This window comes from Lyngbya sp. CCY1209 (assembly GCF_035615495.1).
In the GTDB taxonomy this organism is placed as follows: domain Bacteria; phylum Cyanobacteriota; class Cyanobacteriia; order Cyanobacteriales; family Microcoleaceae; genus Limnospira.
The window spans coordinates 12,233-26,849 of the sequence record NZ_JAJENU010000642.1 but is presented as its reverse complement, the minus strand read 5'-3'; the positions used below and the strand labels follow the sequence as shown (position 1 = coordinate 26,849).

Below are 14,617 nucleotides of genomic sequence, written 5' to 3'. Positions count from 1 at the left end.
ATCTATCAAAAATCGATCTTCGGATCGTCCCTTTTTAATCCCATTTAATTTTGCATCGAAAAGTTTAGGGAATTTGCATTTGATTCCTCGGGAGGTTGTCATGAGTTTGGATAATACAGTCATCAATCGAGTCGGAACAGTTGAGAGCGAAGGCGACATCGCGATCGCATCCAATGACATCCGCAACCTGTCCGGAATCGACGGAAACGGCATCAAAATTGGCGTCATCTCCGACAGCTACGACGTATTATCCACCGGTTCCGGCGCGGCCGATAACATCATCGCCGGCGACCTCCCCGGACTCGGCAACCCCAACGGCTACACCGCCCCCGTCACCGTTTTAAATGAAGGCTCCCCCGAAAAAGGCCGCGACGAAGGGCGGGCGATGCTGCAAATTCTCCACGACGTCGCCCCCGGCGCGGAACTGTTTTTCTACAGCGTTTCCGACAACACCGACATGGCCGGGGCGATCGAAAGTTTGACCAATGCCGGAGTCGATATCATCGTGGACGACATGGGTTTCACCGACCAACCCTTCTTCCAAGATGGACTGGCGGCGCGGGCCGTCGATAACGCCGTCGCCCGAGGAATCACCTACTTTTCCGCGGCCGGAAATGACGGCGATCGCTCCTACGAAAATCCCTTCAGCAATTCCGGCCAAACCTTCACCCTCGACGGCATCGAATACGAAGCCCACAGTTTCGGCGGCAGCGACGTCTTCAACCGCTTCAGTTTGGCCCGCGGCGATTCGATGCGCCTCTCTTTTCAGTGGTCCGAGCCCTTCGCCTCCCTCGGCGGCCCGGGTGCGACGGGCGACCTAGACATCTTTATCACCACCAACGACGACCTCGGTACTTTAGATGCATCCGATATCATCATGGCGAGTATGGATGACAACCTCGGCGGCGACCCCCTGGAACTGCTCTCCTTCACCAACGACACCGACGGCCAGAGCTTCAACATTCTGATCGGCAAGCGGGTGGGAAGCGACGACCCGCAGTTGATGAAATACATCAATTTCTACGACGATGCCGAGGGGTTTGAATTCGACTACAATAGTTCTACCGTCTTCGGACATCCCAACGCCGAAAGTGCGATCGCCGTCGGCGCCGTCAACTACGACAGCACCCCGGCCTTCGGAGTCGCCACCCCCAGCGTCCGGTCCTCTTCCTCCACCGGCGGCACTTCGATTTTATTCGACACCACCGGCACCGCTTTGGCGACCCCCGAAGAACGCCTGAAACCCACGTTGGTCGCCCCCAACGGCGTCAGCACCACGGTTTCCGGGTTTGAGTCCTTCTACGGCACCTCGGCGGCGGCCCCCCACGCGGCGGGGGTGGCGGCCCTGATGTTGGATGCGGCCGGCGGTTCGGGGAGTCTGACCCCCGCAGAAATCGAGGCGGTTCTCAACGGGACGGCGATCGATGCGGATGTCGCCGGAGTCGATTTTCGCAGCGGTTCCGGCCTGATTCAGGCGGACGCAGCCGTTTCCCTGGTGGATTCCGGTTTGGTGCGGGTGTCCCGGGATGCGACTTCTGAGCCCAACCTGGGGACTCCGGCGAATGACGAGTTGACGGGAAGCGCGGCTTCCGAGGTTTTGGCGGGGTTCGGCGGCGACGATGCGATTCTCGGGGAAGCCGGGGACGACCAGTTATATGGCGGACAGGGAAATGATATCCTGTTGGGGCGCCAGGGTCACGATATTCTCAGTGGCAATAAGGGAGATGACCTGCTCATCGGCGGGGAAGGGGGCGATCGCTTCGACTTGCAACCGGACGGCGGTTTCGACACCTTCGGCGATTTCGTCCCCGGCGAAGATATCATCGGTTTGGCCGGCGGTTTGACGTTCTCGCAACTGTCCCTGAGCGCGACTCCCGGCGGCACGTTGGTGGAGATGACGGACGGCACGGATTTGGCGACGGTTGAGGGGGTTTATCCCCAGGAATTGGGCGCCGACAATTTCCTCAGCTTCTAATTTTGGGCGATCGGAATTTTCACCACAGAGGCACAGAGAACACAGAGAGAATATGTCGTTACCGTTTTGTGGGGGTCGGAGATTCCCCCAACCCCCTGTCGTTTCGCGGACTGCCACAAACCTCAGTCTGGATGGGGGTGTAAACTTGAAGACCGTGGGCGGCTCAATCCCCACAACAAGGCGATCGCACATTTTTGTTGTTGCGCTTCAGCGCTTTCGGTCGGGCTCAATCCCAACAACTCGGCGATCGCACATTTTTTGTTGTGGCGCTTTAGCGCTTTCGGCGGGACTCCCACCCCTACACCCTACACCCTACACCCTACACCCTCTTCTAGCAGCGCTATAATCGTTTATTCTTGAGTGCAATCTTTGGATGGTTTGTCTCCCTTAAAGACAGATTGGGCGCACAGCCCCAGCAAGTCGGAATCGATGATGCGGTAATAGCGGCAGACGCCCACGCGGCGACAAGCCACCACCCCCGCCGATCGCAACAATTGCAGGTGTTTGGAAACGTTGGCTTGGTGGAGTCCGGTGCGCCGACAAATTTCCTTGACGTTGCACTCCCGGCGACAAATTGCCGCCAGAATTTGTAACCGACTCGGTTCGCTTAAAATTTTGAAGCGATCGGCTAGAATTTCAAAGTCGTCGATGGAGGTGCTGTTTTCCATTAGGCGATCCGCGAAGTGTACCTATCGCAGGGGGAATTTGGCAGATTTTGACAAGCCGGAGGACGGATCGATACGGCCGTCCGATCTGTCCTCGTCAATCGATCGGAAGATAGCAATCCCCAATGATCAGTCAGAGCCAATTCTGATCATCAGTTCTCATGTAGATTTCTGACGGTCGAATTTTAAAAATCCTTTCGATCCCAACTATTTGAACGGACCTGATATCAAAGGTGTGAATCGGATTCCCTGCCCTCCCTTTGATAACGGGAGGGTGGGGTGGGGTTGTCGGGGTTGACGAAGGATTGAAGTCGGCTCAAATTTCACATCAACCCACGGCGGTGGTGGATTTCTCGACGGACTGGCGGAAATTTTTGGGCAGGTTTTTGAACAGGGACAGCCGGAACAACAGCCGCAGCCCGAATTTCTCGAACCAGGGCAGTCCCAAACCGAAGCGCATTTTCAGCAGGAAATACTCCTCGAAGGCGGCCTTCGCCCAATTCACCCACGGCCCTTTCAACGCCAGAGAATGGCGGCGCTTGCCCACTTCCGGATCGGGGATCACCGGGGCGGCGATGTAGAGGATGCCGGTATCGCCGAATTCGGCAAAACACAGGGCCTCCAAGGTGGGCGTCAGGTGGGGTTCGGAAATCGCCCCCAGTTCGATCGCGATGTTGTGGGCGACGGCCACCCCCATCACTTCCGTCATTTCCCCGCTTTTCGGCAGTCCGATGGGGACGGGGGTTTTGTCCGGCTGTTCCAGGTGGACGGCGACGCCGAGGGCGTAGACGGCGGGAAATTCCGGATGCTGGTAGGTGGGTCCGACGGGGATAAATCCTTTTTCATTGCCCAGGCGCGGTGTCTCCCGGATGAATTTGGCACCCCGGAAGGCGGGCAGGATCATGGAGTATTTGAACGGGATGCGGCGTCCGTCGGAGAGGATGATGGTGTCGGGTTCGACTTCGGTGATGGCGGCGTTGTCGATGATTTCCACACCCCGCGATCGCATCAGATCCCCCGTCAGTTCTTCGGCGTATTTCACCCCCCCGACTCCCAGATGGCCGGCGTAGGGTTCCGGCGTGATATAGGTTAACGTGACGCGATCGCGCAGTCCCAACCGCCGCAGTTCCCAATCCGCCATTAATAAGAATTCATAAGCTGGCCCGAAACACCCCGCCCCCGGCATCGCCCCCACGACAAGGGGCCCGGGATCTTTCAAGAATTCCAACCACGCCTCCCGCGCTTCTACGGCGTGGTCGGGGGTGCACACGGACTGGGTGTAGCCACCGTGGGGGCCGAGTCCCGGCGCTTCGTCGAAGGCCAGGGATGCCCCGGTGGCGATCGCCGCATAGTCGAACTCCAGGGTTTGCCCATCCACGATCAAATGGCGATTTTCCGGGTCGAAGTGGGTGATGTGTCCGCAGATCAAGTCCAAACCGTGCCGCCGCGCCAGGGGTTCGAGCTCCAGTTGGATGTGCTCCAAAGGGTTCAGATTCAACCCGACCCGAATTAATCCGGGGACGAACGTGAACTCCGGCTTGTCGGAAATTAATGTCACCTTATGCTCGGCGGGCAAGTGGTGCCGCAGTTCGTAGGCCGTCGGCAATCCCCCGAGTCCCGCTCCAATCACAACTACATGAGCCATTTATCTGAAATCCTCCAGGAATAATTCCGCCCGATGCCTTGCCACATCGATGTTTGAGCCGACATCGGGCGAACGTCTTGCAACTATACAACTAATTAGTTATAAACTAATGGTACTTTGGTACCGCCCTCCCCGTCAACCCCAAATAAAAAAAAATTTAATCCTTGACTAAATTACTATCTAGTTATTAAGATAAGTAAAGCAGCCCACAGGAGTATTCGATGTATCACTTCAGCCAAATTCTGGACACCCCCTTCGAGCAAGCGATCGCCCAGGTGACGGAAGCCCTGAAACAAGAGGGTTTCGGCGTCCTGACCGAGATCGACGTCAAAGCCACCTTCAAGCGGAAGCTCGACGCCGACTTCCACCCCTACCTGATTTTGGGTGCCTGCCACGCCCAGATCGCCTACCGGATGCTCAACGCCGACGACAAGGCGGGGGTGTTCTACCCCTGCAACGTGGTGGTCCAGGAACATCCCGACGGTCGGGTAGAAGTGTCCGCGATCGATCCGGCGGTCATGTTCCAGGCCGTCGATTCCCCGGCGGCAAAAGAAATTACCGACGATGCCCGCCAGTTGATGCAGGCGGTGATGAACCGTCTGGGCGCGGCGACTCCCGTCGCTTGAGGGAGAGGGAATAGGCAATAGGCAACAGGCAACAGGAGAGTCAATTTGTTGTCGGTTTCACGCCCTGCTGATCCACTTTCAATTTGTACACAACCCATCGATATAAGGAGAAAACACCATGTTTAACAATGTCGGAATGCTCGATCGCGTGCTGCGTCTGGCCTTCGCCGGAGCCCTGCTGTACCTTGGTCTGGTCGTTTACGGCGGCACCGCCCTCGGCACCGGACTCGCCGTGGTGTCGGCCGTCCCGGCTCTGACCGCAGTTTTCGGGTCCTGTATGCTTTACGGCCTGCTGGGTATTAACACCCGCGCCCCGGAAAATCAGTAGATGTTTATTTGGTATTTAGGAGGTAAAAACGATGGATAACACCCTTCCCATAGATAATAGCCCGTCGATGTCCCGGCGGCAGTTGCTCAACTTCCTCACGGGAGCCGCTGTCGCCACCACCGCCGGAGTGGTTTTGTATCCCGCCGCCAAATATGTGACCCCGGTCAAAGAAGGCGCGGATGACGGGTCGATTATCGCCAAAGACAAGCTGGGAAATCCCATTCCCGCCAGCCAGATTTTGGCTGAACCCCCCGGAACCCGGGCGCTGATCGCGGGATTGGCCGGAGAGCCGACCTACCTGACGCTGCTCGAAGGTGGGAATCTGGACAGCCGGGGAATTGTGAATAACTGCACCCACTTGGGCTGCACCTTCCCCTGGAACGGCAACGACGGGCAGTTTCAATGTCCCTGCCACGGTTCCCGGTTCGCCCCGGACGGCTCCGTGGAGCGGGGGCCGGCCAACCGTCCCCTGAAACTGGTGCAGGTCGCGGTTCTCGGCGATCGCATCTGGATTTCGCCCTGGCAGGGGGTCGATCCGCGCACGGGGGAAACGCCGTGGTGGACGTAACTGCTTCTACAACGAGGGCGACCGATATTTCGCCGCAGGAGTTCCTGGAACTCTCTCCCAAGCCCCTGTTGATCGACGTCCGGTCTGAGTTGGAATATTCTTTCGGCCACGCCGCCGGGGCGGTGAACCTCAGCCTCCCGCGCATCATGATGGGCCAAGTGTCCTTCCTGCGTCGGTGGGTACTTCCGGAGTGGTTTCGGGAACTGCCCCGCGAGCGCGCGATCGCCCTGATCTGCCTGACCGCCCACCGCAGTCCGATGGCCGCGACCCAACTGGTGGCTCAAGGCTATCATACCGTCTATAACGTCACCGGCGGAATGCGGGAGTGGTGGAAATTATCTCTTCCAACCCATTCACCGTCATAGCACTCATACCATTGCTCGAAATATTAATCCGTAGGGATAATTCATGAATTATCCCTACTACAAGAACTCTAGAGTTTGGGACATTAAATAAAATGTGGAAATTCTTATTGCTACTCAAGCAGAACCTAATTTGGTCGGTTCCCTCATTTATGATTGCGGGGATTATCTTTGGCAGTATTTTCGACCCGTCATTTTTGAAGGCGACGATCATTCCCCTCACCTTCTTGATGGTTTATCCCATGATGATCAACCTGCAAATTTCCAAAGTCTTCGGGGGTGGAGATTTGAAGTTGCAGGGGATCACTCAGTTGATTAACTTTGCGGTCGTTCCCTTTTTTGCCTTCGGGGTTGGGAAGTTGTTTTTTAACGATCAACCGTTAATTTTGTTGGGATTATTGCTGACTTCCCTACTCCCCACCAGCGGGATGACGATTTCTTGGACGGGATTCGCCAAAGGAAATCTCAATGCCGCCATTAAGATGACGGTCATCGGTTTGATCGCCGGGTCTTTGGCGACTCCCCTCTACGCCAAATATTTGATGGGTGCGGTGGTCGAAATTCCCCTGATCGATGTCTTCAAACAAATCGTGATTATCGTCTTTTTGCCGATGATCCTGGGATTTGTCACCAAGCAAATTCTGATCAAAACCGTCGGGGAAAGCAAGTACAACAAGAATCTGAAACAAAAGTTCCCGGTTTTCTCCACCGTCGGCGTTTTGGGTATCGTGTTCGTGGCGATGGCACTGAAATCGAAATCAATCATCGAAAATCCGGTGGCGATTTTATCTTTCTTCGTGCCGCTGATTATTATTTATGGGTTTAACTTCGCGCTGAGTACGTTTGTCGGTAAAGCGTTATTTAATCGGGAAGATGCGATCGCGCTGGTTTACGGGACGGTGATGCGGAATCTGTCTATCGCATTGGCGATCGCCATGACGGTTTTCGGAGAAGCCGGATCGGACATTGCCCTGATTATCGCGATGGGATATATCATCCAAGTGCAGTCCGCCGCCTGGTATGTGAAACTGACGGATAAGATTTTCGGACCCGCACCGGTGGCGGCGACGGAATGATTTAGTATTCTAAAAATCGGTCTAAACTTCCACCCCCTGCGTCCTCGGACATGAAAGCAGGGGGATTTTTTTGAGGTCAGGGCGCAAGGCTTGCGCCCCTACAGCCACCACATATTTTGGGTGTTAATTATCAGGATTTGATATTAATAAAAAACTCGATCAATCAACTGAGAGACAGTTTGATTCAAGCGATCGATAATGGCGATATCTTCTCGATTGAAACTGGTGCGCCAGCGTTCCGGCGCGGTGGGGTGGGTTTCCGGATGATAGGGGGGAAAATTGCCGGGTTGGGTTTTATTGATCAGGTGCATCACCCCCAGCAATTCCCCCGAAGCTTTGCGGACGGGAATGGTTAGGGTGCTACAGGTGCGGTAAAAAACGCGATCGTCGAGGGCTTTGATCGCTTCGACTTGGGGATGGGAACTTTTATAAAAATCGAACGGAATGGCAATCATTTCGCCCGATTCGGCGACCTGTCCCATCAAGCCTTGACCGATCGCAACTCGGACGGTTTTCTGTTTGTCGTTGACGACAACTTTCGTCCGCACCTCCTCCTTTTCTCGGTCAATTAACCAAAAGCTGGCGCGATCGCAATTGACCAGTTTCTGGGCGACTTCGCCGACTTTACGGAAAAAATTATCCGGCGTCAGGCGCTTGTTTTCCAGGGAGTGCAGCAGCGTTTCGACGGTTTCCGGGGGACGGTTCAGGTGTTCCTGATAGGATCGGAGGAGAAAAATCGACATCAAGTCCGGGTTGAGTACGTTCATATCGTGAAAGTGCTGCGCCAGCCGGCTACCCAACCACAGCCCCCAATTTTGGCGCATCCATTCCCCCAGGGTGAAGTGATAATCGAAGAGATTGTTAGCCGCTTTCAGTTCGGTTTTTACGGTGTCGGAGAGGGCTTTATCCAATTCGGCGATCGCATCTTCTATGTCGATGGGAATATAGATTCCGGTGGAGGAATAGGGGTCGCGGGTCGGTGTCAGCGTATATTGTTTGTAGGGCATAGGTGTTGTCAGAGCGTTCCACCCTCCCATCGTGGCGCGGATCGATCGCCGGAGTCAAGGGTAGAATCCCCCAGTTTGACACCCAAATATTTTTGGTGTCATGCTAAAAAAATTGTAGAGTCTTAATTGCCAATTTTTCTATGCCGATCTGGCAAGCCGATTTTTACCGCCGTCCCCTGAAAGACGAAACCGGACAGCCGCTGTGGGAACTGCTGCTGTGCGACGAAACTCGCGATTTCGAGTTTGTGGCGACCTGTCCCCAGTCCCGGGCGAATGCCGATTGGTTGGCGGGTCAGTTGCGACAAGCCGCTGGGGATGGAAAACCGGATGGGATTTGGGTGTTTCGCCCCCAATGTCTGAGTCTGCTGGAGGTGGCCGGGGAACGGTCGGGGATCGCCGTGGAGGCGACTCGCCGGACGCCGGCGTTGAAGCGGTGGTTGCGGGAACGGGCGGACATTTATCCCCAAATGGCGGGGTATACCGGGGAAGCTACCGATCCGGCGGCGATCGAAAAGCCGCCCCCCACCCCCCTGCCCGAGGATCTGTGGGGCGATCGCTGGCGGTTCGCGACGCTTCCGGCGGGGGAAATTGAGGAGGTATTCGGCGATCGCCCGATGCCGTTTTTGGAGATGCCGCCGTCCCTGATCCCCCTCAATTTGGGACTGGCTTCGACGGTTCCGATTTCCGGTGTCGTCATTGACGGGGGACGCCAGTCGATGCAGTTGGCGACGTGGTTGGCGGAGGCGAAACCCGTCGGACTCAATTACGTTCCCGGGCCGCCGGACGGGTTGATTTTGGAGGCGGGATTGTGCGATCGCTGGGTCGTCGCCACGTTTGAAGATGAGGAAGTCGCGGCGGCGGCGCGGATGTTTGAAACCCGAAAACAGTTGGCGAAAGGCTTGCATTTTCTGCTGGTTCGCCCGGACGATTCGGGTATGACTTACACCGGGTTTTGGTTGCTGGGGGGAGAGTAGGAAGGAGGATTGCCCGAAATGAAAATTTTGATATCCGGAATCAAGATACTTTCAACGCTATTAATTACGGGGGCGATCGCCCTGGAGGTGTGGGAATTGACCGTCGCTTCCCTTCCGCCGGTGTTTGACTGGGTTATTTTTATCGCCCGATTTGCCCTGATTAGTCATTTGGTAGAAGCGATCGCAGCCGTATTTTTTGCCCGCCGACGGGGGGGAAATCTCCTCAAAGCCGGGATTTATACCCTGTTTGTCGGCACGGTGGGTTTGCTGGAAATTATCGGGGGCGATCGCGATGGTTTATTGTCTTCTGAACCTTGATGAAAATTACTGATTTTTCAATTGTTCTAATACCTCATCGGTAAACGGACTTTCACCCTTTTTAAGAGTATCGATCCAAGCTTTTCGTTTTGCCTTTTCATTTTCATCACCCATCCATTCCTCCCATTCACTGTACGCCATCTCCAAATCCTCAATCGCCCCATCAAAATCACCCGTCAAAGCCATCGCCAAACCCCGAATCTCACGAATCCGCCCATTTTTCGGTTCGATTTCGACCGCTTTATCGCAGGCGAACATCACCTTCTCAGCTTGTCGATTCAGCCCGCCGTACCGACAGAGCACATTCCAAGACCAAGCCGAAATTTTGACATCAGCATCTAATTTTTGAGCATCCTTAAATTTTGCGATCGCCTCATCGATTTTACCCGCTTCTGCCAAATCTCTCCCCTCGAAAATTGAAGCGATCGCACGGGCTTTATTATCAGGATCAAACTTTAAATCTGAATCCAATTTTACAGCGTTCTGAAAAGCCAAAATGGCTCGATTAACTCTCTCCTCATCCCGAGCCAAAAACTCTCCTCTTTTGACCAAAATCTGAGCCGAACTTGAACGAAAGTTCGGGTCGAGCTTGACAGCCTGTTGAAAGCGAGAAACCGCCTCATCAATTTGAGCCTCCGCTGCCAACTGTTCGCCTTGCAAAAACCGAGCCGTTGCCGAAGCGTCCACCCCACAGTAACGGCGTTCCTCATCGGTGACATTGGGGTTATTTTTCAAGTAGTCCCCTACCACCTGACACGCTTGCGCCATCAGGTCATCTAAATCGACTGTCCACAACTTCACCGTGTTGTCTGCACTGGCCGAAGCGATGGTTTCCCCGTCCGGGCTGAAGGCCACGCCGTTGACATAATCCCGATGCCCATCGAGGGTTTGGAGGAGGGTGCCGTCGCGCTTCCACAATTTCACCGTGTTGTCATTACTGGCCGAAGCGATGGTTTTCCCGTCCGGGCTGAAGGCCACGCCGTTGACCAGACTCCGATGCCCCTCGATACGATTGTATTCTCGGGAACCATCCAGGACTGCATGAAGGATTGAGATCACTTTCCCCCGGGTATCGTCTTTTGACCACAAGGAAACTGGTAATTTTTTCAAGTTGTGGCTGGCTTGCAGTGCGGTGACAATTGAACTGAGTTCCTGGCCTCCGGAGAGGTGCAATTCCTTTGCTCCAGCACTGGTGAGGCGAATTTCAGCTAAGTTGAGATTGGTGTAGGTTCGTCTCAAATAAAAAGCCGCCATCCCGAAAGACAAACCCAAGATTCCGATCGCAATCCAAGACAGCAGAGAAGCCCGTCTTTTTGCTTTCGTTAAAATTTCCTTTGCTTCCTGTTCCGCCGCCAATTTCGTTTCCAACGCCGCCTGAATTTCCTGTTTGTCGAGTTGTTCGCTCGCCGCCAAAAACTGATAATCTTTGTCGCTCAAACTTTTTCCTCTCGCCCAGGCTTTCGCCTCAGTTAACGCCTCCCCCTTCAACAATCGTGACTCATCCTGACGCCCGGACTTCTCCCAAGCCTCGAAAGCTTCGGCATAGGGTCGCAGTTGGGCGAGTTCCTGCGTCACCCAATCTTGATTAAAAATTCCTTTGTAAGTGGGGTTTGCAACTTTCAATTGACCGCCAGTTTTTACGACCAATCCACTCAAGCGCAGTTCCATTTGTTCGGGACTATCATCGGCGGCAATCCCTCCGTCGATCGCATTCAAGACCCGCTGATACAGTCCCAGCAGCCGACCGGCTCGTTGGGGATTGCGGAGGAGGCGATCGCGGATCGTTTTGAAGTGTTCCGGTTCGTCGTTCGCCTCCCAATTTTTGATGATTTGTTGGGAAATAATATCGGCAACAACCTGAGCTTCTTCCCCGGCAATAATTTGGCCGGAATATTCTAAAATTAATCGGCAAATTTTTTGAGTCAAAAACGGCTGTCCGTTCGTCCAATTTAGGATTTCAGTTAAGACCGCTTCCGGGTTTTCACAGCGGGATTCCAACCCTCGGGCGAGGGGCAACGCCGCGGGCATCCGGAAACCGCCGAGGGCGATCGCTTTTCCGATATTGAAGGGCGTTCGAGTTTTGTCCGCGATCAAATCTGACGGAGTGGCGACACCGCAGAGAGTAAAGCTGAGGCGTTTATAATGGTGGCGATCGGCGCGTTTGTTGTAGCTGGCGCGAATCAAGGCGAAAAAGTCATCGACATCAAAATTGAGGCTGATGACACTATCAATTTCATCGATGAAAATAACGATATTATTCTCAATTTCTTTTAGCAATATATCTTCGATAAATTCGCCCAGTCGTTGTACCGGAGAAATCAACTCGCGATCGCGCCACCAAGCCGCCAGTTTTGCCCGTTTGCCGAGGGAAGTCGAGAGGGTACTGGCGACGGTTCTTATCATCCCCAAATACCACTGATCGGGGGTGATATTGTGACTGCCAATTTGGGTAATATCGATCGCGACACAAGCCACACCCTCAGCTTGCAATCGCCGCATCGTCTGCACCCGCAAGCTGGATTTTCCCATCTGGCGTGAGTTGAGGACGTAGCAGAATTCCCCCCGTTTGAGGGCATCATATAACTCGTCGTCGGCTTCGCGTTTGACGTAGGTGGGGGCATCGGCGGGGAGGCTTCCACCCACTTGATAAATCGGGTTTTGATGATTCATAGTGATTCGAGAAAGTAATTTTTGATAATATTTGTTTTTCCTCCCCTCGCCCAAGATTGGGAGAGGGGCCGGGGGTGAGGGCTGAATTCTTCTCCCCTCGCCCAAGATTGGGAGAGGGGCCGGGGGTGAGGGCTGAATTCTTCTCCCCTCGCCCAAAATTGGGAGAGGGGCCGGGGGTGAGGGCTGAGTTTTCCTCCCCTCGCCCAAGATTGGGAGAGGAGCCGGGGGTGAGGGAAAACTAAAGGCGATCGCGGAAATAAAGCCGATACAAATCCGATCGCACCCCGGCATCATTTCCGCACAGCGTCACCAGCCCCAAACTGTGCAGCTTAAATGCCACTATCGACTCCAACCGCACGGGTTCGTCACTGTTGACAACCTGTTCCATCGCCGCCGCCAACTCGGGATATTGTTGCAACTTCCACAGGTGTCCCCGCAGGTGATCGCCGTAATATCCGGCTTCCGTGGGGGCGGTTTTTAAAAATTCTGAAATCGTCGTATCTTGACGGGAAATATAGTAGAGTGCCACCCGAATTAAATAGGGATGTCCGCCGACAATTTGCATCAGAGATTCCAATTCGTCGGCGGTGAATTTCAATCCGTGCAATTCGACCAATTCTTGTACCTGTTCCGTGGTCAATTCCGATAATTCAATGGGCAGTCCCACATTGAAGGGCGATTGGTTGATATCCATCGGCACATAAACTTCCGTGGAATGCACGACCACGAGGCGCAATTTTTTCCAAATGTCGTTATTTTTGGCTTGTTCATGCCACGCCCGCAACAGTCCCAAAAAGTCTCCCGCAATTTCCGGGTGTTCAAAGACGCGATCGACTTCATCGAGTCCCAAAACGAGCGGACTGTCGATATTTTCGAGCAGATATTCCTCAAAGTAAACCGTACTGTTATCTTTGCTGCCGAAAATTTCATCCCAGTAGTCATTCAACTGATTGGGGAGGCGCAACCTCCGCCCCACGCTGGCGCAAAACCAGCGCAAAAATTTGTCCAAATCCGCAAAAATTTTCCCGTCTGCCAACTGAAAGCTGAGGGGGACGGAACAATATCCGTGTTTCTTTTGGGCGTGGTGCAAAACTCGCGCCATCAGAGAGGTTTTTCCCATCTGGCGGGGGGCTTTGATCCGAATGAGTGCCCCCGATTGGAGGATGGTTTCATAACATCGAGATTCGGCGGGGGGACGTTCTACATAAAAGATAGAAGCGACATCCATTTGCCCTTCCGGAAGTTCGGGCACCGCCGCCGGTTGGGGACGGGATGTGCGATCGCCCCAGGCTTTAGGTTGGGAAATATTGGACGCTTCCGGAACCTTTCCGGTTTGAATTAAATTGATGACTTCTCCGATCAGTTTGGGCGTGTCCGCGTCCGAATTCCACTCCCGCTGATGAATCCGATCCAAATAACCCCGCAGGTTGTAGTTGAGGGGAGAAGTCAAGGGAAATTGGACGCGAATGGGTAGGATGATCGGTTTTCCGTCGCGTTTTTCTTGCAGTTTTTTGACCTGCCGCACTTCCTCCGTCACCATTTCGCTGGTCGCCGATCGCTCCGATAATAGCAATAGTAAATAATCGCATTGTTGCAATTCGGTTTCGATCCGGTACGGCCAATCTTCCCCCAATTTTAGGCTGGCGCCGGCCATAAATGCGGCCTGTCCCGCCTCCGACAAGGCTTCAAAGAATTTTTGGGCGAGGGAGGTGTCGGGATCTTTGGCGGAATAGGAAATAAAAACCCGTTTCCGGGAGCGATCGCGGGTCAGGGAAGAGGCGATATGGTAGAGGGGGACGGGTTCGGAAATGCCTTTGAGTTTTCGCAGTCCGATATAGGTGGGTTTGGGGGTGAGGCTATTTTTGACGACCTCGTAAACGGTGGCGGAAAGGCAGACTCCTCCCGGGGGTGCGAGGGATTGCAGTCGGGCAGCGATGTTGACCCCATTTCCCATCACGTCCCGGCCGTCATCAACTAAGTAAATATCCCCCAGGTGGATTCCGATGCGGTGAACTAAAATATCCCGTTCGGGGAGGTCGGCGGCGGTTTTGGCGATCGCGGTTTGGATCTCCGTCGCACAGGTAACGGCCTGTTCGGCACGGTTGAAGTACATCAGCAATCCGTCCCCCAGGGATTTGATCGTTTTTCCCTCGTGATGCTGACAGGATCGCCGCATCATTCTGAAGTCCCGGTCTAGCAAACCGAGGGTATGTTTCTCATCGGCCGCCATTTTGGGGGTAAACGACTCAACATCCGTAAAGACGATCGCCGCTAAGGTACTTTCACTGCTGGCATTGTCTGGTTGTTCCATTGGTGATCGGGCCCCATATAACATCCAGTATAGCCCTCAGTGTACAGAATCCGAACAATTATTGATCGAATCAACAATCTCGAATCATTTTT

General features: G+C 54.2%; 13 protein-coding genes. 8 read left to right on the top strand and 5 right to left on the bottom strand.

The annotated features are described in order from the left end of the window. Positions 1-100 precede the first annotated feature (100 nt). Positions 101-1,975 carry a S8 family serine peptidase gene (locus LKE08_RS25925; RefSeq protein WP_324707181.1) on the top strand — a complete coding sequence of 625 codons (1,875 nt, stop codon included), beginning with the start codon at positions 101-103 and terminating at the stop codon, positions 1,973-1,975. 350 nt (positions 1,976-2,325) lie between these two features. On the opposite strand, the gene LKE08_RS25920 is transcribed toward LKE08_RS25925, so the two are convergent. Beyond that, positions 2,326-2,643 carry a metalloregulator ArsR/SmtB family transcription factor gene (locus tag LKE08_RS25920; protein ID WP_324707180.1) on the bottom strand — a complete coding sequence of 106 codons (318 nt, stop codon included), beginning with the start codon at positions 2,641-2,643 and terminating at the stop codon, positions 2,326-2,328. A gap of 325 nt (positions 2,644-2,968) precedes the next feature. Further along, on the bottom strand, positions 2,969-4,285 hold the full coding sequence (locus tag LKE08_RS25915) for an FAD-dependent oxidoreductase (protein WP_324707179.1): 1,317 nt from the start codon (positions 4,283-4,285) through the stop codon (positions 2,969-2,971). Positions 4,286-4,506: 221 nt separating this feature from the next. Between LKE08_RS25915 and LKE08_RS25910 the strand changes: the two genes are divergently transcribed. From LKE08_RS25910 to LKE08_RS25890, 5 genes are all read left to right on the top strand, one after another. Then, complete coding sequence (locus tag LKE08_RS25910; RefSeq protein WP_324707178.1) at positions 4,507-4,911, top strand: DUF302 domain-containing protein; 405 nt, start codon at positions 4,507-4,509, stop codon at positions 4,909-4,911. A 118-nt stretch (positions 4,912-5,029) separates the two neighbouring features. Beyond that, the gene (locus LKE08_RS25905; protein ID WP_324707177.1) at positions 5,030-5,239 is read left to right on the top strand and encodes a DUF2892 domain-containing protein; all 210 of its coding nucleotides are present in this window, start codon (positions 5,030-5,032) and stop codon (positions 5,237-5,239) included. Positions 5,240-5,270: 31 nt separating this feature from the next. Next, positions 5,271-5,807 carry a cytochrome b6-f complex iron-sulfur subunit gene (petC, locus tag LKE08_RS25900; protein WP_324707176.1) on the top strand — a complete coding sequence of 179 codons (537 nt, stop codon included), beginning with the start codon at positions 5,271-5,273 and terminating at the stop codon, positions 5,805-5,807. After that, the gene (locus tag LKE08_RS25895; protein ID WP_324707175.1) at positions 5,795-6,172 is read left to right on the top strand and encodes a rhodanese-like domain-containing protein; all 378 of its coding nucleotides are present in this window, start codon (positions 5,795-5,797) and stop codon (positions 6,170-6,172) included. The genes petC and LKE08_RS25895 overlap by 13 nt, the downstream gene beginning before the upstream one ends. Positions 6,173-6,264: 92 nt before the next feature. Then, positions 6,265-7,245 (top strand): bile acid:sodium symporter, encoded by a 981-nt coding sequence (locus LKE08_RS25890; RefSeq protein ID WP_324707174.1) that lies wholly within the window; start codon positions 6,265-6,267, stop codon positions 7,243-7,245. 143 nt (positions 7,246-7,388) lie between these two features. Here LKE08_RS25890 and LKE08_RS25885 read toward each other — a convergent pair whose 3' ends face one another. After that, positions 7,389-8,252, bottom strand: coding sequence for a GAF domain-containing protein (locus LKE08_RS25885; RefSeq protein WP_324707173.1), 864 nt, complete (start codon positions 8,250-8,252; stop codon positions 7,389-7,391). 140 nt (positions 8,253-8,392) lie between these two features. On the opposite strand from LKE08_RS25885, the gene LKE08_RS25880 reads away from it, so the two are divergent. Then, positions 8,393-9,226 (top strand): Tab2/Atab2 family RNA-binding protein, encoded by an 834-nt coding sequence (locus LKE08_RS25880; RefSeq protein ID WP_324707172.1) that lies wholly within the window; start codon positions 8,393-8,395, stop codon positions 9,224-9,226. An 18-nt stretch (positions 9,227-9,244) separates the two neighbouring features. Further along, positions 9,245-9,544, top strand: coding sequence for a hypothetical protein (locus tag LKE08_RS25875; protein WP_324707171.1), 300 nt, complete (start codon positions 9,245-9,247; stop codon positions 9,542-9,544). Positions 9,545-9,550: 6 nt separating this feature from the next. Here the strand turns inward: LKE08_RS25875 and LKE08_RS25870 are convergent, their stop codons facing one another. After that, positions 9,551-12,214, bottom strand: coding sequence for an AAA-like domain-containing protein (locus tag LKE08_RS25870; RefSeq protein WP_324707170.1), 2,664 nt, complete (start codon positions 12,212-12,214; stop codon positions 9,551-9,553). A 238-nt stretch (positions 12,215-12,452) separates the two neighbouring features. After that, a complete protein-coding gene (locus LKE08_RS25865) occupies positions 12,453-14,525 on the bottom strand; it encodes an AAA-like domain-containing protein (RefSeq protein WP_324707169.1) in 2,073 nt (690 codons plus the stop codon). Between the last annotated feature and the right edge of the window lie 92 nt (positions 14,526-14,617).